Here is a 25250-nt window from a genome sequence, read left to right on the forward strand (position 1 = left end):
CCTGCTGCCCTCCGGCGAGCGGTCCGCCGCCGGGCTGGTGGCGGCCATGACGGAGCCGTCGGTGGCCGGCGGTGCGCGGCGCGTGCTCGTGCCGCGCTCCGACCTCGCCGAGCCGACCGTCGTCGACGGCCTCCGCGCCGCGGGCTGGGGGGTCGACGACGTCGTCGCGTACCGGACGGTGCCGGGGCCCGCGCCCGACGACGCGGTGCGCACGGCGTGGCGCTCCGGTGCGGTCCACGCCGTGCTGCTCAGCTCGGCCAGCACCGTCCGCAACCTCGTGGACCTGCTGGGCCCGCCGCCGTCGTCGGTGGTCGTGTGCTGCATCGGGACGCGGACGACCGCGGCGGCCCGCGACCTCGGGCTGCGGGTCGACGTCGTCCCGGCCGCCGCCTCCGCGGAGGAGCTCGTCGACGCGCTCGCGTCCTCCGTCCACCCGCCCCTCACCCACCGGAGCCCCCTGTGAGCCGCTTCCCCGTCGTCCGGCCGCGCCGGCTGCGGCGCACCCCCGCGCTGCGCCGGCTCGTCGCCGAGACGCACCTCGTCCCGGCGCAGCTCGTGCTGCCGATGTTCGTCAAGGAGGGCGCGACCGCGCCCGTGCCCATCGGCTCGATGCCCGGGCAGGTCCAGCACAGCCGGGACAGCCTGCGCCGGGCCGTGTCCGACGCCGCGGCGGCGGGGATCGGCGGCGTCATGCTCTTCGGCGTCCCCGCCGAGCGGGACGCCACCGGGTCCGCCGCGTGCCGGCCCGAGGGGATCCTCAACGTCGCCCTCGCGGACGCGGCCGCGGAGGCGGGCGACGCGCTCGTCGTCATGGGTGACCTGTGCCTCGACGAGTTCACCGACCACGGCCACTGCGGCGTCCTCGACACGCGGCCCGGCCGGACCGGCGACGTCGACAACGACGCGACCCTCGAGCACTACCGCGCGATGGCGGTCGCCCAGGCGGAGGCGGGCGCCCACCTGCTCGGCCTCAGCGGGATGATGGACGGCCAGACCGCCGCCGTCCGCGAGGCGCTCGACGCCGCCGGCCACGACCACGTCGCGCTGCTGGCCTACGCGGCCAAGTACGCCTCGGCGTTCTACGGCCCCTTCCGCGAGGCCGTGGACTCCCAGCTCACCGGCGACCGGCGCGCGTACCAGCTCGACCCGGCGAACCGGCGCGAGGGCCTGCGCGAGGCGGTGCTGGACGTCGAGGAGGGCGCCGACGTCGTCATGGTCAAGCCGGCCGGGTCGTACCTCGACGTCCTCGCGGACGTCGCCGCGACGAGCGAGGTGCCGGTCTGGGCGTACCAGGTGTCGGGGGAGTACGCGATGATCGAGGCCGCCGCCGCGCAGGGGTGGCTGGACCGGCGGCGCACCGTCGCCGAGTCGGTGCTGGCGATCCGCCGGGCCGGCGCCGACGCGATCCTGACCTACTGGGCGATCGAGCTGGCCGGCTGGCTGCGGGAGGAGATCTGATGGGGACGAGCACGCACGACGGGCAGGGCACGCCGGACGCGACCGACACCCGGCGCGCCAGCACGGCCCGGTCCGCGGAGGCGTTCCTCGCCGCGCAGGCCGTCATGCCGGGCGGCGTCAGCTCGCCCGTGCGGGCGTTCCGCTCGGTCGGCGGCACGCCGCGCTTCATGGCGTCCGCCCGCGGCGCCTACCTGTACGACGTCGACGGGTCGGAGTACGTCGACCTCGTCGGGTCCTGGGGCCCGATGGTGCTCGGGCACGCACACCCCGCCGTCGTCTGGGCGGTGCAGCAGGCCGCGTCGCAGGGCCTGAGCTTCGGGGCGCCGACCGAGCGGGAGACGGCGCTCGCCCGCGAGATCCAGCGCCGCGTGCCCGCCGTCGAGCGGCTGCGCTTCGTCTCCACGGGCACCGAGGCCGCGATGACCGCGATCCGGCTGGCGCGCGGCGTCACCGGCCGCCCGCTCATCATCAAGTTCGCCGGCTGCTACCACGGGCACCTCGACGCGCTGCTGGCCCAGGCCGGGTCGGGCGTCGCGACGCTCGCGCTCCCCGGGTCCGCCGGCGTCACGGAGGCCACCGCCGCGGAGACGCTCGTCCTGCCCTACAACGACGTCGCCGCGGTCGAGGCCGCGTTCGCCACCCACGGCGAGCGGATCGCCGCCGTCGTCACCGAGGCCGCGCCGGCGAACATGGGCGTCGTCCCCCCGCTGCCCGGGTTCAACGCGGCGCTGCGGCGGATCACGCGCGAGCACGGGGCGATGCTCGTGCTCGACGAGGTGCTCACGGGGTTCCGCGCGTCGTCGTCGGGGTGGTGGGGGCTGGAGAGCGCCGTCGAGGGCTGGGACCCGGACCTGCTGCTGTTCGGGAAGGTCGTCGGCGGCGGGCTGCCGGTCGCGGCGGTCGGCGGCCGGCAGGACGTCCTGGAGCACCTCGCGCCGCTCGGCCCGGTCTACCAGGCGGGCACGCTGAGCGGGAACCCGGTCGCCACGGCCGCGGGGCTCGCCACCCTCCAGGCCGCCGACGACGCCGTGTACGCGCGGATCACGCACGCCGCGCACGTCGTCGCCGACGCGCTGACCGCGGCCCTGACCGCGGAGGGCGTGGCCCACTCGATCCAGTGGGCGGGGACGCTGTTCAGCCCGGCGTTCGTCGACCCGGCCGACGGCCCGGTCACCGACTACGCCCGCGCGCAGGCGCAGGACACCTGGCGCTACCCCGCGCTGTTCCACTCCCTGCTGGAGCAGGGCGTCCACGCCCCGCCGAGCGTCTACGAGGCGTGGTTCCTCTCCGCCGCGCACGACGACGCCGCCCTGGGCCGGGTCGTGGAGGCGCTGCCGGCGGCGGCGCGGGCGGCCGCGACGGCGACCCCGGCCTGAGGCGTCACCGGTCCGGCGTTGCTCCTCGCACGGGGCGTCAGCGTGCGGCGGCGCACGTGATGCAGGTGCGGGCGGTCGGACGCGCCTCGAGCCGGGCCGCCGGGATCGGGGCGCCGCACCGCTCGCACGTCCCGTAGGTGCCGTCGTCCAGGCGCGCCTCGGCCGCGTCGACCTCCGCGAGCTCGGCGGCGGCCTGGCGCGCCAGGGCGTCGATCTGGGAGCGCTCGAACGCGATGGTGGCGCCCTCCGGGTCGTGCTCGTCGTCGAGGTTGGCCCCCGCGGAGGCGGCGACCACCTCGTCGAACCGCCCGGTCAGGGCGGCGAGGCGGTGGGCCGCGGCGCGGCGGCGCTCGGCGAGCGCGGAGCGCACGGGGACCAGCGCGTCGTCGTCCATCGGCCCATGGTGGTGGGGGGGCCGACCGGGTGCACAGCGGAACGCGTGGTGAACCACCCGTGACCCGAGGACGACCTCGGGTAGAATTCCTCCCATGACTCAGCAGGGGGAGACCCAGGTGCCCACGCGGCACGTCCGGACCGGCTACGAACGCGTGACGCTCGAGACGACGACGCCGTGGACCTCCGGGCCCACCGAGGCGCTCGCCGGCTGGGCGCTCGTCCTCGGTGGACCGATCTCCGCACTCGTCTGGCTCGCGACCCGCGCGCCCGCGGTCGACGCGGAGTCGCTCGACCCGACGTCGTGGATCGCGACCCTGGGCCCGACCCTGAGCACCGCGGTGCTCGCCGTCCTGCTCGTGGGGCTCACGGTCGGGTCGGTCCGCCTGGGCCTGGCGCTGCTGCGCCGCGGCCGCCGCGGGATCGACCTGCGCCTGGCCGCGGTGACGTTCCTCCCCGTCGCCCTCGGCGCCGTGGTGGCCGACCGGATGCCGCTCGCGCTCGTGGCGCTCGGCACGCTGGCCGCCCTGGTGCTCGCCGCGCGACCGCTCCGGCACCGCTGACCACCCCGCGCTGACCACCCCGCGCCCACCACCCCGCGCCGACGCCTGCGCTGACGCCTGCGGCGGGAGGTCAGCCGGTCGCCAGCACCGCCCAGCCGTGCGGCGCGAGCCCGACGACGGCGCCGCCGCCGTCCCGGCCGTGCAGCTCGGCGTCGCCGGCGAGCACGCCGGTGGCCCCGGGCACGTCGAGCGTGACCGGCTCGTCCTCGAGGCTCAGGGCGACGAGCACGGCGGCGTCGCCGGCGTGGGAGCGGTAGACCAGGCGGGTGTTGGTGCAGGTCAGCACCTCGACCCGGGCGCGGTGCAGCCACGGGTGGCGGCGCCGGACGCCGATGAGGTCGTGGTGCAGCCGGAAGGCCTCGGCCGCCTCGCCGTCCAGGTCGCCGGGCGTGGCAGGGAAGACGGGTCGCACCGCGTCGTCGCCGCCCTCCCGCTCCTCCTTCACGCCCGTCATGCCGAGCTCGTCGCCCGCGTAGACGGTCGGCGTCCCGCCGACGGTGAGCAGCACCGCGACGGCGTGCGCGACGTGCCGGCGGTCGGTGAGCCGGCTCGCGAGGCGCGTGACGTCGTGGTTGCCGACGAAGGTGACCGGCACGAAGGTGTCGAGCAGCGCCTCGTGCCGGGACAGGGTCCACGTCAGCTCGAAGAAGTTGCCGTCGTTGAGCGAGGACCAGGTCGACTTCCACAGCTCGTACTGCGTGACCGCGTCCACGCCGGACTCCGTCACGAACGCCGCGTAGTCCCCGTGCAGCACCTCGCCGAAGACGTAGGCGTCCGGGTGGGCGGCCCGCACCCCCGGCAGGACCCGGGCCCAGAACGCCGCCGGGACCGCGTACGCCGCGTCGAGCCGCCACCCGTCGACCCCGCGGTCGAGCCAGTGGTTCATGACGTCGGTGACGTAGCCGGCGACCGCGGGCTCGTCGTGGTTCAGGGCGACGAGGGCGTGGTGGCCCTCGAAGTCGTCGTAGTCCGGCTCGGTGCCCGGTGCGGCACCGGCCGGCCAGCGCAGCCGGAACCACGACGCGGCGTCGGCGCCGGGGTCCTCCCGCAGCACGTCCTGGAACGGGCCGAAACCACGCCCGACGTGGTTGAACACCCCGTCGAGGGTGACCCGCAGGCCGCGCGCGTGCGCCGCGTCGACGAACGCGACGAGGTCCTCCTCCGTCCCGAGGCGGGGGTCGACGCGCAGGTGGTCGACGGTGTCGTAGCCGTGGGTCTGCGACGCGAAGACCGGGCCCAGCGCCACACCGTTGAGCCCGAGCCCCACCACGTGGTCGAGCCACCGGGTGAGGTGCTCGAAGCGGTGGACCGGGGCGGCGTCGTCGGGCAGGGCCTGCTTCTCCGCGCCGGTGAAGCCCAGCGGGTACACGTGCCACCACATCGCGTGCTCGACCCAGTCCGGCACGTCACGTCCCCTCGTCGGCACCTCATCCGTGGTGCACCTCGATCAACCTCGGCCACCGTAACGACGACGGCGCCGTGGGGCACGGTGGGGCGGGCGCGCACCAGCCGCGGACCGGGCGGGCCGCGTCAGACCCGGAAGCGCTCCACCTCCTGGCGCAGCTCCGCGGACATCCGGGCCAGCTCCTCGACGGCCGTGAGGGTCTGGCCGACGCCCTCCGTCGTCAGGGCGGCCCCGTCCGCGACGCTGGTGATCGTCCCGGCGATCTCGCGGGCGCCGGTCGCCGCCTCGGCGATCGACCGGGTCATCTCGTTGGTCGTGGCGCTCTGCTCCTCGACGGCGGCCGAGATCGTGCCCTGGTAGTCGTTGATCCGGGCGACGACGTCGGCGATCTGCGCGATGGCCTGGACGGCGCCGTCGGTGTCCTGCTGGATGGCCTGCACCCGGCGCGCGATGTCCTCGGTCGCCCGGGCCGTCTCCTGCGCCAGCTCCTTGACCTCGCCCGCCACGACGGCGAAGCCCTTGCCCGCCTCGCCGGCGCGGGCGGCCTCGATGGTCGCGTTGAGGGCGAGCAGGTTCGTCTGCTCGGCGATCGAGGTGATCGTGCGCACCACCGCGCCGATCTCCGCCGAGGACTCCCCGAGCTTGGTCACCGTGACGTTCGTCGTCTGCGCGGTGATCACGGCGTCCGCCGCGACCCGCGCGGCCTCGGCCGCGGTGCCGGCGATCTCCTGGATCGCCGCGCCCATCTGCTCCGCGCCGGCGGCGACCGTGTCGACGCCGCGCGAGACCTGCTCCGACGCCGCCGCCACGGCGGTCGCGTCCCCCGACGTGCGGTCCGCCGAGGCACCGATCTGGCGGGCGGTGCTGGTCATCTCCTCCGAGGCGGCCGCGACCGAGACCGCCGACGACGCCACGGCGCGGATCACCGCGGCCACCTGGTCGGCGAAGGTGTTGAAGTAGCCGGCCGTCGCCGCGAGCTCGTCGGAGCCGCGGGCGTCGAGCCGCGCGGTGAGGTCGCCGTCGCCGTGCGCGATGTCCCGCAGCCGGTCGCGCAGCGCGGTGAGCGGCCCGGTGATGGAGGCGATGATCGTCAGGACGAGGACGGCCAGGACCACGGCCACGCCGACGGCGATGCCGGTGACCTGCTGCTGGCCGCGGACCGTGGCGTCGGCGGCGTCGGACCGCGCGAGGGCGGCGCGCTCGGTGAGGTCCGCGGCGACGTCGTCGAGCCCGGTCGCCACCGCCCCGTAGACCTCGAAGGCGTCGACGAGCACGATCTCGTTCGCCTCGGCGGCCCCGGCCTCGGTGCCGCTCGTGAAGCCGGCCCAGACCCGCTCGTCGAGGGCCATGAACTCCTCGTAGCCCGCGAGGACCGCGTCGACCTGCGCGCGCTCGTCGTCGCTCAGGACGGGGTCGTCCCGGAGCGCGACGAGGCCCTCCTCGAGCCGCTCGGCGGCCGCGAGGAACTCGTCCCGCGAGCCGCCGGCCGCCTCGAGCGCCTCCGGCCGCACCGCCGCGTCCAGGGCGTAGGCCGTCTGCCACCCGTTCCAGTCCGCCGAGAGGTACTTCAGCGCGAGCGACTGCTTGGAGACGGTCTGGAGGCGGTCGCTCTGCTCGGCGAGCGTGCGCGCGGTGCCGAAGAGCGAGACCGCGACCAGCGAGACGGCGGCGAGGCCGACGGCGCTCAGGACGAGGAGCGCGACGAGGCGCGTGCGGACCGTGAGCCGGCGCAGGACGGACATGGCGGAGGCCTCTCGACGACGATGTCTGGGGCCCCCTGCACCAAGGTCATCGACAACAGGGGAAGAATTTTTCGTGAATCGTCCGTCGCCCGGGTGGGTGAAACCGCGGCAGGCCGGTCCCAGCCGGTCCCTGCCGGTCCCTGCCGGACCCAGCCGGTACACCGGAATACCCTAGGGGGGTAAGGTGTTCCCACACCGGGAGGCCGAGGGCCACCCGACCGCGGAGGGAGCCACGATGCCGGGATACACCGGGACGAAGGACGACTACCTCAAGCGCCTGCGCCGGGTCGAGGGGCAGGTGCGCGGCATCGCGCGCATGGTGGACGAGGACACCTACTGCATCGACATCCTCACGCAGGTCGCCGCGGTGACGAAGGCGCTCGAGGCCGTGAGCCTCGGGCTGCTGGAGGACCACCTCGCGCACTGCGTGGTGGAGGCGGCGAAGCAGTCCGACGAGGCCGGGGCGGCGAAGGTCCGTGAGGCCTCCGACGCGATCGCCCGTCTCGTCCGCACCTGACCAGCACCACCCCGAACACCCGGCACCCGCCGGACCACCCGAACGAAGGGACGCACCATGAGCACCCAGACCGTCGACGTCAACGTCCAGGGCATGACCTGCGGGCACTGCGTCCGCTCCGTCCAGGAGGAGATCGGCGAGATCCCCGGCGTCACCGACGTCCAGGTCGAGCTCGTCAACGGTGGCACCTCCACCGTCACCGTGACCTCCACGGAGCCGATCTCCCCGGAGGCCCTCGAGGCGGCCGTCCAGGAGGCCGGCTACGCCGTCGCCCCGCCGCGCTCGCTGCTCTGAGCCGCATCGGCACGCCGCGCTGAGCACGCAGCGGCACGCTGTTCCGGTCCGGAGCGGCACCCACCACGCACCACGCAGGACGAGGACGTGAGGTCATGACGCAGGACACCACCCGCAGCACCCCCGCGGGGACCGGCGCAGCCGGTACGGCCGGCACCCCCGGCCCGCTCGACCAGGCGGCCGCGGGCCCGGTGGCGGTGCTCGACCTGGCCGTCGGCGGCATGACCTGCGCCTCGTGCGTGGCGCGCGTGGAGAAGAAGATCCGCAAGCTCCCCGGCGCGGACGCCGTCGTGAACCTCGCCACGGAGACCGCACGCGTGGAGCTCACGGACGACGTCGACGCGGCCGCCGTCGTCAAGGCGGTGGAGGCCGCCGGCTACACCGCCACGGTGCTGCGGGACAGCCGCACCGCGGAGCGCGCCGAGAAGGCGCGGTCGGTGCACGACCACGCGCTCAGCGGGCACGCGATGCCCGAGGGCCACGAGATGGACGCGGACGAGGACACCTCGGCGCCGACCGAGGACCGGGGCGCCTACCTGCGCAAGCGGCTCCTCGTCGCCGCCGTCCTCACCGTGCCCATCACGCTGCTGTCCATGATCCCGGCGCTGCAGTTCCCGGGCTGGCAGTGGGTCGTCACCGTCCTCGCCCTGCCCGTCGTGACGTGGGCGTCGTGGCCCTTCCACCGGGCCGCCGCCCGCGCGGCGCGCTACGGCTCCTCGACCATGGACACCCTCGTGTCCAGCGGGATCATCGCCGCAAGCGTGTGGTCCGTCTGGGCCGTGACGCTCGGCGGCGCCGGCGAGATCGGCATGCGCATGCAGCCGACGCTCATCCCGCGGATGGCGATCGGCGAGATGCACATGCCGGAGATCTACTTCGAGGTCGCCGCCGTCGTCGCCACGTTCCTCCTGCTGGGCCGGTACTGGGAGCACAAGTCCCGCCGCCAGGCGGGGGACGCGCTGCGCTCCCTGCTCTCCCTCGGCGCGACCGAGGCGACCCTGCTCGAGCCGGACGCCGCCGGCCGGCGGGTCGAGCGCCTCGTGCCGGTGGACCGGATCGGCGTCGGCGACGTCTTCGCGGTGCGGCCGGGCGAGAAGGTGGCGACGGACGGCGTCGTCCTGGAGGGCACCAGCGCCATCGACACCTCGCTGCTCACCGGCGAGCCGGTCCCCGTCGACGTCGAGCCGGGCTCGCAGGTCACCGGGGCGACGATCAACACCTCGGGCTACCTCGTCGTGCGTGCCACGCGGGTCGGCGAGGAGACGATGCTCGCCCAGATCGGGCGGCTCGTGACGCAGGCGCAGACGGGCAAGGCACCCGTGCAGCGACTGGCCGACCGGATCAGCGCGGTGTTCGTGCCGATCGTCATGGTCATCTCGGTCGTGACGCTCGTCGTCTGGCTCGTCGCCGGCGGCGGGCCGCAGGCCGCGTTCACCGCGGCGGTCGCCGTCCTCATCATCGCGTGCCCCTGCGCGCTGGGTCTGGCGACGCCGACGGCGCTCCTGGTCGGGACCGGCCGTGGCGCGCAGCTCGGCATCCTCATCAAGGGCCCGGAGATCCTGGAGTCCACCCGCCGGGTCGACACCGTGGTGCTCGACAAGACCGGCACGGTCACGCAGGGCCGGATGGCGCTCGTCGACGTGCTGGCCGCCCCCGGCCTGGACCGCGAGGAGGTGCTCCGGTTCGCCGGGGCCGTCGAGGGCCGCAGCGAGCACCCCATCGCCCGGGCGATCGCCGCCGGGGCCCGCGCGACGCTCACCACGGGCGGGGCTCCGGAGCCCGTCGAGGTGGGCGCGGACGGGGTCCCGATCGGCGAGGACCAGGTCACCGAGTTCGCCAACGAGCCGGGCCGCGGCGTCACCGGCGTCGTCCGCACCGCGCACAGCGGTGTCGGGCTCGGGCGGCGGGTGCTGGTCGGGCGGCCGTCGTGGCTGCGCGAGCAGGGCGTCGACACGACGGCGCTGGACACCGCGTTCACCGCCGCCGAGGCCGACGGCGCGACGGCGGTCATGGCCGCGTGGAGCGGCTCGGCGCGGGGCGTCCTCGTGCTGCGCGACCCGGTCAAGCCGACGTCCGTGCAGGCGGTCGCCGAGCTGCGCGCGCTGGGCCTGCGCCCGGTGCTGCTCACCGGCGACAACGCCGGCGCGGCACGGGTCGTGGCCGGGCAGGTCGGCATCGACGAGGTCATCGCCGAGGTGCTCCCGGCGGACAAGGTCGACGTCGTGACGCGTCTGCAGTCCGAGGGGCGCGTCGTGGCGATGGTCGGCGACGGCGTCAACGACGCCGCGGCCCTCGCCCAGGCCGACCTCGGCCTCGCGATGGGCACCGGGACCGACGTCGCGATGCAGGCGGCGGACATCACGCTCGTGCGCGGAGACCTGCTCGCGTCGTCCCAGGCCATCCGGCTGTCCCGGCGCACGCTGCGGATCATCAAGCAGAACCTCGTGTGGGCGTTCGGCTACAACGTGGCGGCGATCCCGCTCGCGGCGCTGGGCCTGCTCAACCCGATGATCGCCGGTGCCGCGATGGCGGCCAGCTCGGTCATGGTCGTGGGCAACAGCCTGCGCCTGCGCCGCGCGGGCTGATCGCCCGAGGGGCGGGGGCTCAGCGGAAGCGACGGCCCTCGTCGCGCCGGTACACCGTCCGGACCAGGACGGCGAAGAGCACGGTCCACGCGGCCAGCACGCCGAACGCCAGGAGGGTCGGCTCGCCGCCGGTCGCGACGGGGACGACGACGTCGCGCGCGGCCCGGCTCGGCAGGCCCTGCGAGAGCGCGTCGAGCCAGCGCGGGAAGGACTCCGGCGGCGCGAACAGCCCTCCGGCGAACGCGAGCGGGAAGACGACGACCTGCGCCACCGCGATCGCGGCCTTGGAGGAGAGCGCGTAGCCGATCGTCAGGCCCAGCAGCAGGAACGGCGTGGCCGCCACGACCAGGAGCGCACCCGCGATCAGCAGCCGCGGCAGCGTGATCGACGCCTCCGTCAGGAGCAGCGCGACCAGCACGAGCGGCACGATCCCGAGCAGCGCGAAGAAGGAGCCGGTCAGCACCCGTCCCGCCATCCGCGGCCCCGGGCCCGCCGGCAGGGTCCGCACGTACGGGTCGAACGGCAGGGCCCGGTCCTCCGCGACACCGATGCCGAACTGGAAGACGCACGTGGAGATCACGGCGAAGACCGCGAGCTGGGCGGTGGCGCCGGTCGAGGCCGCCGGGTCCGAGGCCAGGGCCCGCTGCGGCACGACGAAGAAGAGCATCGCCAGTGCGGGGAAGACGGTCGCGCCGACGACGGCGACCGGGACCCTGATGGTCTCGAGGAAGGTCATCCGGAAGTGCAGGAGGGCGAGCGTCAGGGGCGAGACCGTCCGGTCGGTCCCGACGCCGTCGCCGGGGCGAGTCCGGCCGGTCCGGCCGGACTGGGTCGCGGACAGCTGGTCGAGGTCGGCGCTCATGCCGCCACCTCCTCGCGCGTGAGGGACAGGAACGCCTCCTCGAGGGACGCGCTGCGCACCTCGAGGTCGTGGAACGGGACGCCCGCGGTGACGAGCTCGCGCACCAGCGCATCCGCGTCGGGTGTGAGCAGCACGTGCCGGCCGGTCGCCGGGTCGGTGTCCCGTCGGACGACCCCCGTGAGCGCGTCCAGCCGCGCCGGGCCCGACGACGCGCCGGGGGCGCCGCCGTCGTCGTCGAGGGAGAGCGTCACGCGCCGCAGGGCGACCCGGCCGACGACGTCGCGCAGCGTCCCGTCCGCCAGCACCAGACCGTGGTCGACGACGACGACCCGCTCCGCCAGCGCCTCGATCTCCTCCAGGTAGTGACTGGTCACCACGACCGTCACGCCGCGGGAGTGGAACTCCCGCAGCGCGTCCCACAGGACGTGGCGGGCGTCGACGTCCAGACCGGTGGTCGGCTCGTCGAGGAGCACGAGGTCCGGGCGGCCGGCCAGGGCGAGGGCGACCGCCAGGCGCCGCTTCTGCCCGCCGGACAGCCCGCCGGTCTGGCGGCGCGCGAGGTCGGTGAGGCCGAAGGTCTCCAGCAGCTCGCCGACCGGCATCGGGTCGGGGTAGTGGCCGGCGACGAACGCCGCGATCTCGCCGACCCGCAGCGTCGCGGGCAGACCGGTCTCCTGCGGCGTGGTGCCGAGCCGGACGCGCGCGACGGCGTCCCGCGGGTCGCGGCCGAAGAGCCGGACCGTCCCGGCGTCGGGCCGTCGCACACCGCTGACGAGGCTGAGGAGGGTGGTCTTGCCGGCGCCGTTGGGCCCGAGGAGGCCGACGATCTCGCCGCGGTGGACGTCGAGCGTCACGTCGTCGAGCGCGACGGTCGCGTCGAACCGGCGGGTGACGCCGCGGACGCGGACCGGGACGTCGTCGTCGCGACCGGCCCGCAGCGCGTCGCCGGCACCCGGCCGTGTGCTCGTCCTGACATGGTCGATCATGCTTGCCCCCGCTGCGCGTGATCCGCGAGGGCCCGGTCCCGGCCGTCCACCGTCCCTGCCCCCTGGTGATGAAGCACCTGCTCCACCGGAGGCTCCCACGCCGTCCGGCCGTCCCGTCAAGCGCACCGGGCGTCCAGCCGATGTCCAGCCGGCGCTCAGCCTGCCCGTCTACCGTGGGCGCACCCCCGACCCGAGCGAGGACCTGCATGAGCACGCGACCGGACGTCGCCGTCCCGGACGGCCCCGCCCCTGCCCCCGCCGCCGCTCCGGCCGGCCCGTCCCGCCGCCGCCTCGCCACCGAGGTGTGGATCGTGCTCGGGCTGTCCGTCGGGCAGTCCGCGCTGTACGCGCTCGTGCGGCTCTACGCCCGCTACACCGCCGAGGTCCCCCTGGCCCAGCAGTCCACGACGCTCAACCCGACGCGCTCGCCCCGGCCGTACCTGGACCTCACCTACCAGCTCCTCGCGATCGGCTTCGCCCTCGTGCCCGTCGCGCTCGCGCTGTACCTGCTCTCGTCGCACGGGCGCTCGGCGGTCCGCCGCATCGGGCTCGACGGTGCGCGGCCCGGGCGGGACCTCGCCGTCGGGCTCGGCCTGGCCGCCGTCGTCGGCATCCCGGGCCTCGGCGTGTACGTCGCCGGCCGCGCGCTGGGCGTGACGGTCGAGATCCAGGCCGCCGGCCTCGAGGCGTACTGGTGGACCGTGCCCGTGCTCGTCCTCTCCGCGCTGCAGAACTCCCTGCTGGAGGAGGTGGTCGCGGTCGGGTACCTCGTGGAGCGGCTCGGGGAGCTCCGGTGGAGCGTCCCGGCGATCATCGCCGCGAGCGCCCTGCTCCGGGGCGCGTACCACCTGTACCAGGGACCCGGGATGGCCCTCGGCAACGTCGTCATGGGCCTGCTGTTCGGCTGGTACTACGTCCGACGGCGCCGCGTCATGCCGCTCGTCGTCGCGCACACGGCCCTCGACGTCGTCGCCTTCGTCGGGTACGCCGCCCTGCCGGAGGAGGTCCTCGCCGCGCTCCGGATCGGCTGACGGCGACCCGATCGGGTGAACGGCCCGGGGCACCCCTTCCCCGGCTGGTGGGCGCGTCGCCCCCGGGTGACCATGGCGGGGACGGCAGGGCCCCCCGCCTGCCGGGAAGGCCCCCCATGCCCACGGCGCACGCTCCCCCGCCCGAGGCCCGGCCCGGACCGGGGCACGGAACGGTCGGAGTCCTGCCTGCCGTGGCGCTGCTCGCCGCCGTCACGACCCTGGCCTTCGTGGGGCTCCGCGCGCTCGCCGCGTACGGCCTCGTGCTGGGCGACCCCCTGCTGCTCAGCGCCCTCACCGCGGCGGCGGGTGCCGTGGGGTTCGACGTCGGGCGTCACCCCGTGGCCGGGCTGGACCGCGAGAGACCCCGCCGACGCCGGGCGCTCCACCCGGTGGTGCGCCTGCTCGTCGTCGTCGTCCTGTGCGCGCTCTTCGCGTGGACGTCGGGGTGGTCCCTGCTGCTGCCGGCCTTCGCGACCCTGGCGAGCGTCGTCCACGTCGAGGCGGCCGGCAGCCGGGTGTGGCGGCCCGCCGTCGTCCTCCAGCTCGGCGCGACCGTCGTCGGGCAGGTGGGTGTCGTGCTCGGCCTGGTGCCGACCGTCGTGGACCCGCTCGCCAGCCATCTCGCCGCCGCCGGCATCGCCCTGCCGTGCACGGTCACCGTCGCCTACGTGGGCCGCAGCGTCACGCAGCGCGAGCTCGCTGAGACCGGCCTGCGTCGCACCGAGGCCCGGTTGCACGCGCTCATGAACGCGTCCTCGGACGTGCTGGTCGTGGTCGACCCGGAGGCGCACCTCACCTCCGTCAGCCCGGCCGCCGCCCGGTCGCTGGGGCGGGACCCCGTCGGCCTGGTCGGCACGCCTCTCCTCCACCTCGTCGAGCGGGAGCAGCGCCCCGAGGTGGCCGCACGGCTGCGCGAGATCGCCACGGCGCCGCCGGGCACGCGCGCCTCGCTCGACGTCCTCATGCTGCTCGCCACGGGGGGCGGCCGCTGGTACGAGTGGACCGTCGCCTCCCTCCTGGACGACCCGCTCGTGGACGGGCTGGTCGTCGTCATGCGGGACATCAGCGAGCGGCGCCGGCACGCGGACGCCCTGGCGCGTGCGGCCGCCCGCGACCCGCTCACCGGGCTCGCCAACCGGACGGAGCTGCTGCGCGTGCTCGACCGCGCGCTCCCGCGGGCCGCGCCCGGCGCGGGGGTCGGGCTCCTCTTCCTGGACCTGGACGGGTTCAAGGCGATCAACGACACCCACGGGCACGCCGTGGGCGACGAGGTGCTGGTGACGGTCGCCCGGCGGCTCCAGGGCAGCGTCCGCCCCGACGACCTCGTCGCGCGGCTCGGCGGGGACGAGTTCTGCGTGCTCGTGTCGGACGTGCACGACGAGGGGGAGATCCGGTCGGTCGCGCGCCGCGTCGAGGAGGCGGTCGGCGAGGTGGTCTCCGCCGGGGGGCTGGTCCTGCGGGTGGGCGCGAGCGTCGGGACGGCGGTGACGACGGACGACGAGCGGGGCCCGTCGGACCTCTTCGCGGTCGCCGACGCGGCGATGTACGAGGTCAAGCGCACCCGGCACCGCGCGACGCCGGCGGCGGGGCGGGGCGCGGCGGGGACCCGGCCCCCGGACCGCCGACGACTCGGCTGATCGCTCGGCCGAGACCCGCGTGAGCACTCGCCCGACCAGCGCGGCGGGGCCCGCTGGGCCGGGGGACGGAACGGGGCGAACCCGCCGCGCGTGGCGGCGTCACGAGTCCCCTGCCCACCGTGACCCCGACCCTAGACTCCCGACCATGGCCACCTCCACGCTCCGTGGGCGACTCGGTCGCCCACGCGCGGAGGCGGACGTCGACATCGTCGACACCCCGACCGCCCGCGTCCACCACCCGGCGGACCTCGTCGGGCTGGTGCTGTCCGCGCTCGGGGTCGCGGCCGTCCTCGTGCTCGCCGTCTACGCGCAGGGCACCACCGAGGGGATCCAGGAGGACGTCCAGGGCTTCGACACGCTCCTGCGCCGGATCCTCTTCCTGCCCGTCGCCGTGCTCGAGGGGCTCATCACGCTCGTCGCGCCCGTGGCCGTGCTGACCGAGCTCGCGCTGCGGCGGCTGCCGCGCCAGGCCTTCGAGGCGATCGGCGCCGCCGTCGTCGGCACCCTGCTGGCCCTCCTGACCGCGTGGCTCGTCACGACCGTCGGCTCGGGCGAGCTGCGCTTCGCGCTGAGCGTCGTGTCGCGCGGGGATCGCGTCGTGACCATCCCGGCGCTCCTGGCGGGGACCGTCGCGCTGCTCACCGCGGCCGGGGCCCGCAGCCGCCGTCGCACGCTGCCGGCGTCGTGGAACCTGCTGTGGGTGGGCCTGGGCGTGGCGACCGTGACCGGTCTGGTCACCCTGCCCGGGGCCCTCATCACCGTGCTGCTCGGGCGGATGACCGGCCTCGGGGTCCGGTACGTGTCCGGCGTCCAGTCCGAGCGCGCGTACGGCGCCGCGCTCGTGGCCGGGGTGCAGCGCGCCGGGTTCCAGCCGTCCCGCCTCGTGCGGGTGCGCGACGTGTCCTCGGACCTGCCGCAGCAGGACTCCGTGGCGCGCGACCTCGCGGCCACGGTGGCGCTGACCCGGACCAGCGACAACCGCGTCTACGCCATGACCACCGCGGACGAGCGCCGGCTCGACGTCGTCGTCCTGGACGGGGACCGGCAGGTGGTGGGCCTGCTCACCCGGTTCTGGCGGTCGCTGCGGCTGCGGGGCCTGGAGGGGCGCGGCGTCGTCTCCCTGCGGCAGGCGGCGGAGCGGACCGCGCTCGTCTCGCACGCCGCGTACGCCGCCGGGGTCTGCACCCCGCAGCTCCTGGGGATCGCCGAGTCCGACGACTCCATGCTCCTCGTCCAGGACCACGCCCGGGACGCCGTGCCGCTGTCCGGCCTGCCGGTCGAGGCCCTCACCGACGACGTGCTCGACGCGGTGTGGGAGCAGCTCCGCGTCGCGCACGCCGCGGGCGTCGCGCACCGCTCGCTGACGGCCGACGTCGTCCTGGTGGACGTCACGGGCGAGGCCTGCCCGCGGGGCGGCGAGCTCCGGCCGCCGGGCCGGCCGGTGGCGCTGCTGACCGGCTGGGACTCCGGGGACGTCGCCTGCTCCGACCTCGCCCGCCGGATCGACGTGAGCCAGGTGCTCGCGCTGCTCGCGGTGCGCGTGGGGGCCGAACGGGCCGTGGAGTCCGCGGCGCGCGTGCTGCCCGACGCCGAGCTCGCCACGATCGGTCCCCTCCTGCAGACGATCGCCCTGCCTCCGGCGACGCGGGTGGAGGCGCGGCTGCACCGCGGCCTCCTCCAGCAGGTCCGGGAGGCGCTGCTGGCCCGCCTGCCCGAGGCCGACGTCGAGCCGGAGCGGCTCGTGCGGTTCGGCGCGCGCACCGTCCTCACGATCTCGCTGAGCATCGCGGCCGCCATCATCATCCTCACCACCATCCAGATCGAGGAGATCACGGCCGCGTTCCAGCGGGCCGAGCCGTGGTGGGCGGGCGTCGCGTTCGCGTTCGGGCTGCTGTCCTTCGTGGGCGGCGCCCTGGCCCTCGTGGCGTTCGCGCCCGTCCGGCTCTCGATGTGGCGGACGACCCTCGTGCAGGCCGCGGCGGCCTTCGTCTCGCTGCTGGCGCCCGCGGGCATCGGCCCGGCGGCGCTCAACCTGCGCTTCCTCGCACGCCGCGGCGTCTCCTACCCGCTCGCCGTCGCGTCCGTGGGCCTGGTGCAGCTCTCCCAGTTCGTCACGACGATCCTCCTGCTGCTCGTGCTCTCCCTGGTCAGCGGCGAGGGCAGCGCGCTCCAGCAGCTGCCGCCGACGACGGTCCTGCTCGCGCTGCTCATCGTCGTCGGGTCGCTCGCGGCGGCCCTGCTCGTGCCGCAGGTGCGCGCGTGGACGGCCCGCCGGCTGGGGCCGGTGTGGCGGCAGACGTGGCCGCGCCTGGTCCAGATGCTCGGCCAGCCGCGCCGGTTCGCGGTGGCGATCACCGGGAACCTGCTTATGACCCTCAGCTACCTCGGGGCGTTCTGGGCCAGCCTCGCGGCATTCGGGCAGAGCCTGTCGCTCATCGACCTGGCCCTCATCTACCTCGTCGCGAACGCGGCGGGCGCCGTCGTCCCGTCCCCCGGTGGTCTGGGCACGGTGGAGCTGGCGCTGACGGCCGCGCTCACCGGTGTGGGCAACGTGTCCCCCGGCGTCGCGGCGTCGGTCGTCTTCCTGTTCCGCGCGCTGACGTTCTGGGGCCGTCTGCCGGTGGGCTGGCTCGCGCTGCGCGTCCTGCAGCGCCGCGGCGACCTCTGACCCGGACGGCTGCGGCAGGAGCGGGCACTCCGCACGCGGAGCCCCCGGCTCGCCGAGTCCGCGCCTCCTCGCCGAGCCCGTGCCTCCCCGTGCACGGACTCGAGGGAACGGCGCGGTCTCGCCGACCGGCCGGTCCTCAGCCCGCGCGGTCGTAGGCCTCGCGCAACCAGGCGGCGACCTGCGCGTCGACGTCGGCGGCGGTGCTCACCTCCAGGTGGTGCACCCAGTGCAGCCGCGTGGGGTGGACGACCTCCTTCCACCGCGGGGAGTCGTCCACGCGCCCGAGCGAGACGGTGAGCACGACGTCAGCCGTGGGGTGGCGCAGCCACCGCCCGGGCCACCACAGCCAGGCGAACGCGCGCCGACGCCGGTACGCGACCTGCGTGCGGGTGGGGTGGACCTCGACGGGACCCGCGGTCCGCAGCGCCGCGAGGACCGCCTCGTGCACGGCGAGCCCGCAGCGGCTGTCCTCGAGGGCGTCCTCGACCGTCCAGCGGTCCATGCCCCCACGGTGCCATCCGCACCGGGATCCGCGCCCGGGTCCGGGGCCGCGTCCGGGGCCGGAGCAGCAGCTGCGCGGCGTCAGTGCTGGGCGTCGGTGCTGGGCGTCAGTGCTGGTGGGTCCCCCACCACAGCGACGTGCGCGAGCCGTCGTCCCAGGTGCACCGGATGCCGGCCGGCCACCACGACCACGCCACGCTCGCCACCGACGGCGCCGCGCGGTCGCGGTGGAACGCCACCTCCTCGGCGCAGACCTCGTGGGCCCGCGTCCACGTCACCCCGACGTAGGCGCCCGAGGTGAGCAGGAGCAGGGCGACCACCATCGCCAGCGCGACCCCACCGGAGCCGGCCGTCCGCCCGCCGCCCGGCCTGCGCGCAGGGTCGGGCTCCCCGTCGAGCAGACGACGGAGGGCGTCGTCGACGTCGTCGCGACCTCCCGTCGTCGCGGACGGCGGTGGCGGTTCCGGCCGGTCGCCGTCGTCCGTCCAGGCGCTCCTCATCGTGCCCCCTCCCGATGGCGGCCGGGCCGCCCGCGCGGGATCGCCGCGCCCGCCCATCATGGTCGGGACGATGGCGGCGCCGCAGCGGATGTCGAGTGATCACCCGGGTGAAAGCGCTGGTCAGGGGCACTCGAACGGCGGAGCGAGCGCTGCCGGCCCGTCGTCCACCCCGACGGCCGCGCGACCCGAACGGCGTACGGGGTTGACACGGCGGTGTGAGCCGACCCACACTCCTGCACAACGCTAAATCGGTTTAACAAAACGGGCGACGACCGGGCGAGGGGGCCCGACGCGAACGCCCCTCCAGCCCCGCCGGACGGACCAGCCGTCCTGCGTGGAGACCTCGAGGAGGAGGATCGGCGGTGACGCAGCGGGTCGGCATCAAGGACGTGGCACGGGTCGCGGGCGTCTCCGCGGCGACCGTGTCGCTCGTCCTCAACGACCGCGCCGCCGACCGCATCCCGCCGTCCACCCAGGAGCGCGTCCGCCTGGCGGCCCAGGAGATCGGCTACGCGCCGAACCGGCTCGCCCGCAGCCTGCGCACCCGCCGCACCCACACGATCGGCCTGGTCTCGGACCGCATCGCGACCACGCCCTACGCCGTGCGGATGGTCGAGGCCGCCCAGGACGTCGCCCGCGAGCGCGGGTACCTGCTCTTCCTCGTCAACACCGGCGGCGACCCGGCCCTGGAGCGGGACGCGGTGGCCGCGCTGCTCGACCAGCAGGTCGACGGCCTTGTCTACGCCTGCATGTGGCACCGCGTCCTGGACGACCTGCCGGAGAACCTGCCGGCGGACGCCGTCTTCCTCGACGCCCGGCCCGCCACCGGCGGCTTCCCGGCCGTCGTCCCGGACGACCGGGGCGGCGCCGTCGCGGCCGTCCAGGAGCTCGTCGACGCGGGCCACCGCCGCATCGCGTTCATCGACATCGACGAGGAGCCGCCGCCGGTCGCCTCGGGGCTGCGCCGCGAGGGCTACCTCGAGGTGCTGCGCCGCGCCGGGATCGAGCCGGACCCGGCGCTGCACGTCCGCGGCGTCTCGGACGCCGCCGGCGGGATGGCGGCCGCCTCGCGGGTCCTCGACCTGCCCGCCGAGCGCAGGCCCACCGCGCTGTTCTGCTTCAACGACCGGATCGCCATGGGCGCGTACGCCGCGGCGCGGCACCACGGCCTGGAGATCCCCACCGACCTGTCGGTCGTCGGCTACGACGACCAGCAGCTCATCGCGGCCGAGCTCGACCCCGGCCTCACGACGGTCCGCCTGCCCCACTACGAGATGGGGCGCTGGGCCGTGGAGGTCCTGCTCGGAGCGCGGGAACGCCCGACGGACGAGGACGGCGTGGTGCTCATGCCCTGCCCGCTCGTCCGCCGGGACTCCGTGGCCCCGCCGCCGACCCGGGAACCGGGCCGACGGCGGGGATGACACCACCCCGTGGCCGCCGTCCGACGGCCACAGAGACGGTGCCGCGACCTTGCCCGTCGCGACACCAGAGAGAGGAACGACGATGACTCGCAGGTCCCTCCCGGGGATGCTAGCCATGACGGCGGCGTCCGCGACCCTTCTCGCAGCATGTGGCCAGGCCGGCCAGGCCGACGGCGGCTCCGGCGGCGGTGGCGACGCCGACGGCGGCACCACCGAGATCTCCATGTGGACCCACTCCGCGGGCAACCCCGCCGAGCTCGAGGTCTACGAGCAGATCATCGCCGACTTCAACGGGTCCCAGGACGACTACGAGGTCGTCATGGAGTCGTTCCCGCAGGGCGCGTACAACGACGCCGTCGTCGCGGGCGCCGCGGCCGGCGACCTCCCCTGCCTGCTCGACATGGACGGCCCGATCGTCCCCAACTGGGCGTGGGCCGGCTACATCCAGCCGCTCGGCATCGACGAGGGGATCATCGACTCGCTGCTCCCGACCGCCGTCGGGCGCTACCAGGACGAGGTCTACTCGGCCGGGTACTGGGACGCCGCGCTGTCGATCTTCGCCCGCGAGTCCGTCCTCACCGAGAACGGGATCCGCATCCCGACCACCGACGAGCCGTGGACGCTCGAGGAGTTCGACGCGGCCCTGGTGACCCTGCAGGGCGCCGGCTACGAGACGCCGCTGGACATCGGCGCCGAGGACGCGGGCGAGTGGTGGCCCTACGCCTACTCGCCGATGCTGCAGTCCGCGGGCGGCGACCTGATCGACCGCGACACGTTCCTCACGGCGGACGGCGCGCTCAACGGCCCGGAGGCCGTGGAGTTCTTCGAGTGGTTCCAGAGCGCCTTCGAGCGCGGGCTCGCCTCCGACGCCGGCACGATCGGCAACGAGGAGTTCAACAACGACGAGGTCGCGCTGAGCTACACGGGCGTCTGGAACGCCCTCGGCTCGCTCGAGGCGGCCGGTGACGACCTCCTCATCCTCCCGCCGCCGGACTTCGGCAACGGCCCGAAGATCGGTGGCGCGTCGTGGCAGTGGGGCATCTCCGCGGAGTGCGCCGACGCCGACGGCGCCCGCGCCTACCTGGAGTTCTCCTTCCAGGACGAGTACATCGCCGCGTTCGCGGACAAGCAGGTCGTCATCCCCGCCACGAAGGGCGCGGAGGAGCTGTCCGAGATGTTCGGCGAGGGCGACCCGCTCCAGCCGTTCGTCGAGCTCTCCCAGCTGTACGCCCTGGAGCGCCCGCCGACACCGGCCTACGCGGTCATCTCGAGCGTCTTCGAGCGCGCCGGCAAGGACATCATGAACGGCGCCGACGTGCAGTCGACGCTGGACCAGGCGGTGCAGGAGATCGACGCCAACATCGAGTCGAACGACGGCTACGGCTTCTGAGCCGACCGTCCTGAACGGCCGGCGACCCGCCCCCTGACCGGGGCGCCCGGGCACCTCCTCCACGGTGCCCGGGCGTCCCCGGGGGCCCGTCGCGTGCCGGATCGGATGTCACCATGGCGATGCCCGCACAGCAGATCACCCCCCACGCCCTGCCCGACGACGACGCCGCGGCCACCGGCCGCGCCCGGCGCCGCGCGCGCTCGGCCCGCGAGGGCCACCGCTCCGCGTACTGGATGGTCGCTCCCGCGACCCTCCTGCTCCTCCTGTTCCTCGTCGTGCCGGTGCTCCTGGCCTTCGGGCTCTCGTTCACCAACGCCCGGCTCATCTCGCCGAACCCCCCGCGGTTCGTCGGCCTGGACAACTTCGTCCGCGCGTTCACCAGCGACCCGACGTTCGTCCGTTCCCTGGTCAACACGTTCGTGTTCGCGGCCGTCGTCGTGCCGCTGCAGTCCGGGCTCGCGCTGCTCATGGCGATCCTCGTGAACCAGAAGCTGCGCTTCGTCACGTGGTTCCGGGTCGTCTACTTCATCCCGGTCGTCACGTCGATCGTGGTCATCTCGATCCTCTGGGACTTCATGTACCAGCGGGACGGCCTGGTGAACTCGATCCTCGACACGCTGACCTTCGGGGCGGTGCAGGGGACCAACTGGCTCGGCAACACGAGCACGGCGCTCCCGGCGATCATCGTCCTGTCCATCTGGCAGGCCGTCGGCTTCCACATGATCATCTGGCTCTCGGGTCTGCAGACGATCCCCGAGGAGCTCTACGAGGCGGCGCGCATGGACGGCGCCAACGCCTGGCAGCAGTTCAAGGACGTCACGTGGCCGGGCCTGCGCTCGACCATGGTCTTCATCCTCGTGACGATCACCATCCAGGCCCTCGGCCTCTTCGTGCAGATCGACGTCATGACGCAGGGCGGTCCCCGCGACTCGACCACGACGCTCGTTTACCACGCCGTCCAGCAGGGCTACCGACGGCAGGAGACCGGCTACGGCGCCGCGATCTCGCTGATCTTCTTCGTCATCGTCCTCGTGATCGCGCTCGTCCAGCGCTGGCTCACGCGAGAGAAGGACTGACCCATGAGCTCTGACACCACCCGCGGCGGGCCGCCGTCGGGGCGCCTCGGGACGCCCGACCAGATGGCCGCCCGCGACGCCGAGCGCGTCCGCAGCGCCGAGGAGGCCGCGCGCCGTCGTCGGCGGCGCAAGGTCGTCGGCTACGTGCCGATGGTCCTGCTCGCGCTGTTCTTCCTGTTCCCGCTCGTGTTCATGTTCGTCTCGAGCCTCAAGCCGGACGCGCAGATCCTGTCCGACATCGACTCCCCGCAGGCGTTCCTGCCGGTCGGCGACATCAGCCTGGACAACTACTCCGGCGTCTTCGACCGCGTGCCCGTCGCGCGGTTCATCCTCAACTCGGTCCTGGTCACGACGCTCATCGTCGGGCTCGGGGTGATCGTCAACAGCATGGCCGGGTTCGCCCTGTCGCGGCTGGAGTGGAGCGGCCGCAAGGTGCTGCTCACGGTCATCATCGCGACCCTCATCGTGCCCTTCGAGACCATCGCCATCCCGATGGTCTACTGGGTCTCGAAGCTGCCGACGATCGTCATGGAGAACGGCGTCCCGATGTACGACTTCGGGTGGCTGAACTCCTACCACGTGCAGATCGTGCCGTTCATCGCGAACGCCTTCTCGATCTTCCTGTTCACGCAGTACTTCTCGACGATCCCGAAGTCGTTCGACGAGGCCGCCCGCATCGACGGGGCGGGCTGGTTCACGATCTACCGCCGCATCATCGTGCCGCTGTCCGGCCCGGCGTTCGCGACCGTCGCGATCCTCACCTTCCTGCCCGCGTGGAACCAGTACCTGTGGCCGCTCATGGTCGTGCAGCAGGAGGAGCTCCGCCCCGTCATGGTCGGGATGCAGTACTTCTTCCAGATCAACCCGGCCTGGGGCGAGGTGATGGCGTACACGTCCCTCATCACCCTGCCGGTCCTCGTGATGTTCCTGGCGTTCCAGCGCGCGTTCGTCAGCTCCATCGCCTCCTCCGGCGTGAAGGGATGAACGACCCGTGCTGAGACTGCCCGACCACTGGGTGTGGGACAGCTGGCCCGCCGACGACGGCGAGCACCACCACCTCTTCTTCCTGCGGGCCTCGCGTGCCCTCCTCGATCCCGACCGGCGCCACCAGCGCGCGTCGGTGGGTCACGCCCGCTCCACCGACCTCACGCACTGGGAGCTCCTTCCCGACGCGCTGGTCACCGCCGACGCCCCGGCCTGGGACGACCAGGCGACCTGGACCGGGTCCGTGGTCCGGGCGCCGGACGGCTCGTGGCGCCTCTTCTACACCGGCGTCAGCCGGGCCGAGCACGGTCTGATCCAGCGCGTCGGGGCGGCCCGCTCCGACGACCTCGTGACGTGGCACCGGATCCCCGGTCCGCTGACGGAGGCCGACCCGCGCTGGTACGAGAAGTACGACGGCGTCGCGTGGTTCGACGAGGCGTGGCGGGACCCCTGGGTCTTCGCCGACCCCGACGGCGACGGCTGGCACATGCTCGTGACGGCCCGCTCCCGCGAGGGCGACCCGGCCGGCCGGTCCGTCATCGGCCACGCCACCAGCCCCGACCTGGAGACCTGGACGGTGCAGCCACCGCTCTCGGAGCCCGCCGGCTTCGGGCAGATGGAGGTGCCCCAGGTCGCCGAGGTCGACGGGCAGTGGTTCCTGCTGTTCTGCTGCTGGGCGCCGCAGCTCGCGCCCGAGCGTCGGGACACCGGGACGAAGGGCGGGATGTGGGTGGCGCCCGGGGCGTCCGCCCTCGGGCCCTGGGACCTCGACCGGGCCCGGACGTTCGAGCACCCGAGCCTCTACGCGGCGCGCCTCGTGCAGGACCGCGCCGGCGCCTGGAACCTCCTCGGCTTCCGGGACGTCGAGGAGGGTGTGTTCGTCGGCGAGATCACCGACCCCCTTCCGGTGGTCCGCGACGGCGACACGCTCCGGCTGGCCTGACGCCGGCCGAGCCGCCCCGCAGGGGTGACGGGAACCCTGCTCCCGTCACCCCTGCGTGGCCTAGCGTCGGGCGCATGGAGCAGCCCGACTTCTCGCTCGCCGGCCAGGTCGCCCTCGTCACGGGGGCGTCGCGGGGCATCGGTCACGACCTCGTCCTCGCCCTGGCGCGGGCGGGCGCCGTCGTCGGCGCCGCCGCCCGCTCGCCGGACCACGTGGCGGACCTCCTCGACGAGGTGGCCGCGGCCGGTGGGCGGGCCTTCGCCGTCCCGCTCGACGTCACGGACCTGCCGTCGGTCGAGCCCGCGGTCCAGCAGGTCGTCCGCGAGCACGGCCGGCTCGACGTCCTGGTCAACAACGCCGGTCTCGGCGAGAACCACGACGCGCTCGACGTCACCGAGGCGGACTGGGACGCCCTCATGGACGTCAACCTCAAGGGCCTGTTCTTCGTCACGCAGGCCGTGGCCCGGGTCATGGTGCCGCGGGGCTACGGCCGGGTCGTGAACCTGGGCAGCCAGGCCGGGCTCGTCGGCATCCGCCGCCACGCGGTCTACTCCGCCAGCAAGGGCGGCGTCGAGATGCTCACCAGGGTGCTCGCGCTGGAGTGGGCGCCGCACGGCGTCACCGTCAACGCGGTCGCGCCGACGTTCATCCGCACGCCCGGGACCGCCGAGCGCCTCGACGACCCGGCCTTCGCCGCCGACGTCCTCGCCCGCATCCCCGTGGGGCGCTTCGGCACGACGACGGACGTCGCCGGCGCGGTCCTCTACCTCGCCTCCCCGGCCGCCGGGCTGGTCACGGGCACGACGCTGGTCGTGGACGGCGGCTGGACCGCGCAGTAGCCCGACCCCCGCACGAGATCGGCACCTCGGCACGAGGTCGGTGCTTCCACCTACCGATCTCGCTCAGAGCTACCGATCT

23 protein-coding genes are annotated in these 25250 nt (G+C 74.7%); 16 read left to right on the forward strand and 7 right to left on the reverse strand.

Going from position 1 to position 25250, the window contains the following annotated elements; translation table 11 throughout:
- The 3 genes from N866_RS00605 to hemL all read left to right on the forward strand — a co-directional run.
- A partial coding sequence (locus N866_RS00605; protein ID WP_034221218.1) for a uroporphyrinogen-III synthase occupies nucleotides 1-463 on the forward strand: 463 nt, incomplete at its 5' end.
- Nucleotides 460-1458 carry a porphobilinogen synthase gene (gene hemB / locus N866_RS00610; protein WP_034221223.1) on the forward strand — a complete coding sequence of 333 codons (999 nt, stop codon included), beginning with the start codon at nucleotides 460-462 and terminating at the stop codon, nucleotides 1456-1458. The genes N866_RS00605 and hemB, both read left to right, overlap by 4 nt.
- Before the next feature lie 104 nt (nucleotides 1459-1562).
- Entirely contained in the window at nucleotides 1563-2834 is a 1272-nt protein-coding gene (gene hemL / locus N866_RS00615; protein ID WP_052022185.1) for a glutamate-1-semialdehyde 2,1-aminomutase, read from the forward strand.
- Between the two features lie 37 nt (nucleotides 2835-2871).
- Here the strand turns inward: hemL and N866_RS00620 are convergent, their stop codons facing one another.
- A complete protein-coding gene (locus N866_RS00620) occupies nucleotides 2872-3228 on the reverse strand; it encodes a TraR/DksA family transcriptional regulator (protein ID WP_081802185.1) in 357 nt (118 codons plus the stop codon).
- Between the two features lie 94 nt (nucleotides 3229-3322).
- Here N866_RS00620 and N866_RS00625 point away from each other — a divergent pair, with 94 nt between their 5' ends.
- Nucleotides 3323-3790, forward strand: a complete 468-nt coding sequence (locus N866_RS00625; protein WP_034221229.1) for a hypothetical protein — start codon at nucleotides 3323-3325, stop codon at nucleotides 3788-3790.
- Nucleotides 3791-3860: 70 nt separating this feature from the next.
- Here the strand turns inward: N866_RS00625 and N866_RS00630 are convergent, their stop codons facing one another.
- Nucleotides 3861-5171: an alpha-amylase family protein gene (locus tag N866_RS00630; RefSeq protein WP_034221272.1), complete on the reverse strand. Its 1311-nt coding sequence runs from the start codon at nucleotides 5169-5171 to the stop codon at nucleotides 3861-3863.
- Between the two features lie 149 nt (nucleotides 5172-5320).
- Nucleotides 5321-6937, reverse strand: a complete 1617-nt coding sequence (locus N866_RS00635) for a methyl-accepting chemotaxis protein (protein ID WP_034221232.1) — start codon at nucleotides 6935-6937, stop codon at nucleotides 5321-5323.
- Nucleotides 6938-7172: 235 nt separating this feature from the next.
- Here N866_RS00635 and N866_RS00640 point away from each other — a divergent pair, with 235 nt between their 5' ends.
- The 3 genes from N866_RS00640 to N866_RS00650 all read left to right on the forward strand — a co-directional run bounded on the left by N866_RS00640 (nucleotide 7173) and on the right by N866_RS00650 (nucleotide 10333).
- Nucleotides 7173-7454: a metal-sensitive transcriptional regulator gene (locus tag N866_RS00640; protein WP_034221274.1), complete on the forward strand. Its 282-nt coding sequence runs from the start codon at nucleotides 7173-7175 to the stop codon at nucleotides 7452-7454.
- 57 nt (nucleotides 7455-7511) lie between these two features.
- A complete protein-coding gene (locus N866_RS00645; protein ID WP_034221236.1) occupies nucleotides 7512-7748 on the forward strand; it encodes a heavy-metal-associated domain-containing protein in 237 nt (78 codons plus the stop codon).
- A gap of 95 nt (nucleotides 7749-7843) precedes the next feature.
- The gene (locus N866_RS00650) at nucleotides 7844-10333 is read left to right on the forward strand and encodes a heavy metal translocating P-type ATPase (protein WP_034221239.1); all 2490 of its coding nucleotides are present in this window, start codon (nucleotides 7844-7846) and stop codon (nucleotides 10331-10333) included.
- A 19-nt stretch (nucleotides 10334-10352) separates the two neighbouring features.
- On the opposite strand, the gene N866_RS00655 is transcribed toward N866_RS00650, so the two are convergent.
- Both N866_RS00655 and N866_RS00660 read right to left on the reverse strand, forming a co-directional pair.
- On the reverse strand, nucleotides 10353-11195 hold the full coding sequence (locus N866_RS00655; RefSeq protein WP_081802186.1) for an ABC transporter permease: 843 nt from the start codon (nucleotides 11193-11195) through the stop codon (nucleotides 10353-10355).
- Nucleotides 11192-12181, reverse strand: a complete 990-nt coding sequence (locus N866_RS00660; protein ID WP_081802187.1) for an ABC transporter ATP-binding protein — start codon at nucleotides 12179-12181, stop codon at nucleotides 11192-11194. The genes N866_RS00655 and N866_RS00660 overlap by 4 nt, the downstream gene beginning before the upstream one ends.
- A gap of 206 nt (nucleotides 12182-12387) precedes the next feature.
- Here N866_RS00660 and N866_RS00665 point away from each other — a divergent pair, with 206 nt between their 5' ends.
- From N866_RS00665 to N866_RS00675, 3 genes are all read left to right on the forward strand, one after another.
- The gene (locus tag N866_RS00665) at nucleotides 12388-13212 is read left to right on the forward strand and encodes a CPBP family intramembrane glutamic endopeptidase (protein ID WP_034221242.1); all 825 of its coding nucleotides are present in this window, start codon (nucleotides 12388-12390) and stop codon (nucleotides 13210-13212) included.
- A gap of 116 nt (nucleotides 13213-13328) precedes the next feature.
- Nucleotides 13329-14849: a sensor domain-containing diguanylate cyclase gene (locus N866_RS00670; protein ID WP_155855126.1), complete on the forward strand. Its 1521-nt coding sequence runs from the start codon at nucleotides 13329-13331 to the stop codon at nucleotides 14847-14849.
- Between the two features lie 145 nt (nucleotides 14850-14994).
- Nucleotides 14995-17517 (forward strand): lysylphosphatidylglycerol synthase transmembrane domain-containing protein, encoded by a 2523-nt coding sequence (locus N866_RS00675; RefSeq protein ID WP_052022182.1) that lies wholly within the window; start codon nucleotides 14995-14997, stop codon nucleotides 17515-17517.
- A 136-nt stretch (nucleotides 17518-17653) separates the two neighbouring features.
- Here the strand turns inward: N866_RS00675 and N866_RS00680 are convergent, their stop codons facing one another.
- Together N866_RS00680 and N866_RS00685 are read right to left on the reverse strand one after the other, a co-directional pair.
- Nucleotides 17654-18019, reverse strand: coding sequence for a DUF5655 domain-containing protein (locus N866_RS00680; RefSeq protein WP_034221247.1), 366 nt, complete (start codon nucleotides 18017-18019; stop codon nucleotides 17654-17656).
- A gap of 106 nt (nucleotides 18020-18125) precedes the next feature.
- Nucleotides 18126-18518 carry a hypothetical protein gene (locus N866_RS00685; protein WP_034221249.1) on the reverse strand — a complete coding sequence of 131 codons (393 nt, stop codon included), beginning with the start codon at nucleotides 18516-18518 and terminating at the stop codon, nucleotides 18126-18128.
- A gap of 362 nt (nucleotides 18519-18880) precedes the next feature.
- Between N866_RS00685 and N866_RS00690 the strand changes: the two genes are divergently transcribed.
- From N866_RS00690 to N866_RS00715, 6 genes are all read left to right on the forward strand, one after another.
- Complete coding sequence (locus N866_RS00690; RefSeq protein ID WP_034221251.1) at nucleotides 18881-19939, forward strand: LacI family DNA-binding transcriptional regulator; 1059 nt, start codon at nucleotides 18881-18883, stop codon at nucleotides 19937-19939.
- A gap of 115 nt (nucleotides 19940-20054) precedes the next feature.
- Nucleotides 20055-21329, forward strand: coding sequence for a sugar ABC transporter substrate-binding protein (locus N866_RS00695; protein WP_081802188.1), 1275 nt, complete (start codon nucleotides 20055-20057; stop codon nucleotides 21327-21329).
- Between the two features lie 113 nt (nucleotides 21330-21442).
- The gene (locus tag N866_RS00700) at nucleotides 21443-22405 is read left to right on the forward strand and encodes a carbohydrate ABC transporter permease (protein WP_342668366.1); all 963 of its coding nucleotides are present in this window, start codon (nucleotides 21443-21445) and stop codon (nucleotides 22403-22405) included.
- Nucleotides 22406-22408: 3 nt separating this feature from the next.
- Nucleotides 22409-23389, forward strand: coding sequence for a carbohydrate ABC transporter permease (locus tag N866_RS00705; protein ID WP_034221255.1), 981 nt, complete (start codon nucleotides 22409-22411; stop codon nucleotides 23387-23389).
- 7 nt (nucleotides 23390-23396) lie between these two features.
- Complete coding sequence (locus N866_RS00710; RefSeq protein ID WP_034221257.1) at nucleotides 23397-24332, forward strand: glycoside hydrolase family 68 protein; 936 nt, start codon at nucleotides 23397-23399, stop codon at nucleotides 24330-24332.
- A gap of 74 nt (nucleotides 24333-24406) precedes the next feature.
- Nucleotides 24407-25171 carry an SDR family NAD(P)-dependent oxidoreductase gene (locus N866_RS00715; protein ID WP_034221259.1) on the forward strand — a complete coding sequence of 255 codons (765 nt, stop codon included), beginning with the start codon at nucleotides 24407-24409 and terminating at the stop codon, nucleotides 25169-25171.
- The last annotated feature ends 79 nt before the right edge of the window (nucleotides 25172-25250 follow it).

The organism is Actinotalea ferrariae CF5-4 (assembly GCF_000603945.1).
Taxonomy (GTDB): domain Bacteria; phylum Actinomycetota; class Actinomycetes; order Actinomycetales; family Cellulomonadaceae; genus Actinotalea; species Actinotalea ferrariae.

Coding starts and splice junctions, on each gene's coding strand:
- N866_RS00670 (WP_155855126.1), top strand. CDS start 13,329: ATGCCCACGGCGCACGCTCCCCCGCCCGAGGCCCGGCCCGGACCGGGG.
- N866_RS00665 (WP_034221242.1), top strand. CDS start 12,388: ATGAGCACGCGACCGGACGTCGCCGTCCCGGACGGCCCCGCCCCTGCC.
- N866_RS00635 (WP_034221232.1), bottom strand. CDS start 6,937: ATGTCCGTCCTGCGCCGGCTCACGGTCCGCACGCGCCTCGTCGCGCTC.
- N866_RS00695 (WP_081802188.1), top strand. CDS start 20,055: ATGACGGCGGCGTCCGCGACCCTTCTCGCAGCATGTGGCCAGGCCGGC.
- N866_RS00655 (WP_081802186.1), bottom strand. CDS start 11,195: ATGAGCGCCGACCTCGACCAGCTGTCCGCGACCCAGTCCGGCCGGACC.
- N866_RS00620 (WP_081802185.1), bottom strand. CDS start 3,228: ATGGACGACGACGCGCTGGTCCCCGTGCGCTCCGCGCTCGCCGAGCGC.
- N866_RS00705 (WP_034221255.1), top strand. CDS start 22,409: ATGAGCTCTGACACCACCCGCGGCGGGCCGCCGTCGGGGCGCCTCGGG.
- N866_RS00650 (WP_034221239.1), top strand. CDS start 7,844: ATGACGCAGGACACCACCCGCAGCACCCCCGCGGGGACCGGCGCAGCC.
- N866_RS00700 (WP_342668366.1), top strand. CDS start 21,443: ATGGCGATGCCCGCACAGCAGATCACCCCCCACGCCCTGCCCGACGAC.
- N866_RS00645 (WP_034221236.1), top strand. CDS start 7,512: ATGAGCACCCAGACCGTCGACGTCAACGTCCAGGGCATGACCTGCGGG.
- N866_RS00680 (WP_034221247.1), bottom strand. CDS start 18,019: ATGGACCGCTGGACGGTCGAGGACGCCCTCGAGGACAGCCGCTGCGGG.
- N866_RS00715 (WP_034221259.1), top strand. CDS start 24,407: ATGGAGCAGCCCGACTTCTCGCTCGCCGGCCAGGTCGCCCTCGTCACG.
- N866_RS00675 (WP_052022182.1), top strand. CDS start 14,995: ATGGCCACCTCCACGCTCCGTGGGCGACTCGGTCGCCCACGCGCGGAG.
- N866_RS00640 (WP_034221274.1), top strand. CDS start 7,173: ATGCCGGGATACACCGGGACGAAGGACGACTACCTCAAGCGCCTGCGC.
- N866_RS00660 (WP_081802187.1), bottom strand. CDS start 12,181: ATGATCGACCATGTCAGGACGAGCACACGGCCGGGTGCCGGCGACGCG.
- N866_RS00625 (WP_034221229.1), top strand. CDS start 3,323: ATGACTCAGCAGGGGGAGACCCAGGTGCCCACGCGGCACGTCCGGACC.
- hemL (WP_052022185.1), top strand. CDS start 1,563: ATGCCGGGCGGCGTCAGCTCGCCCGTGCGGGCGTTCCGCTCGGTCGGC.
- N866_RS00685 (WP_034221249.1), bottom strand. CDS start 18,518: ATGAGGAGCGCCTGGACGGACGACGGCGACCGGCCGGAACCGCCACCG.
- N866_RS00630 (WP_034221272.1), bottom strand. CDS start 5,171: ATGTGGTGGCACGTGTACCCGCTGGGCTTCACCGGCGCGGAGAAGCAG.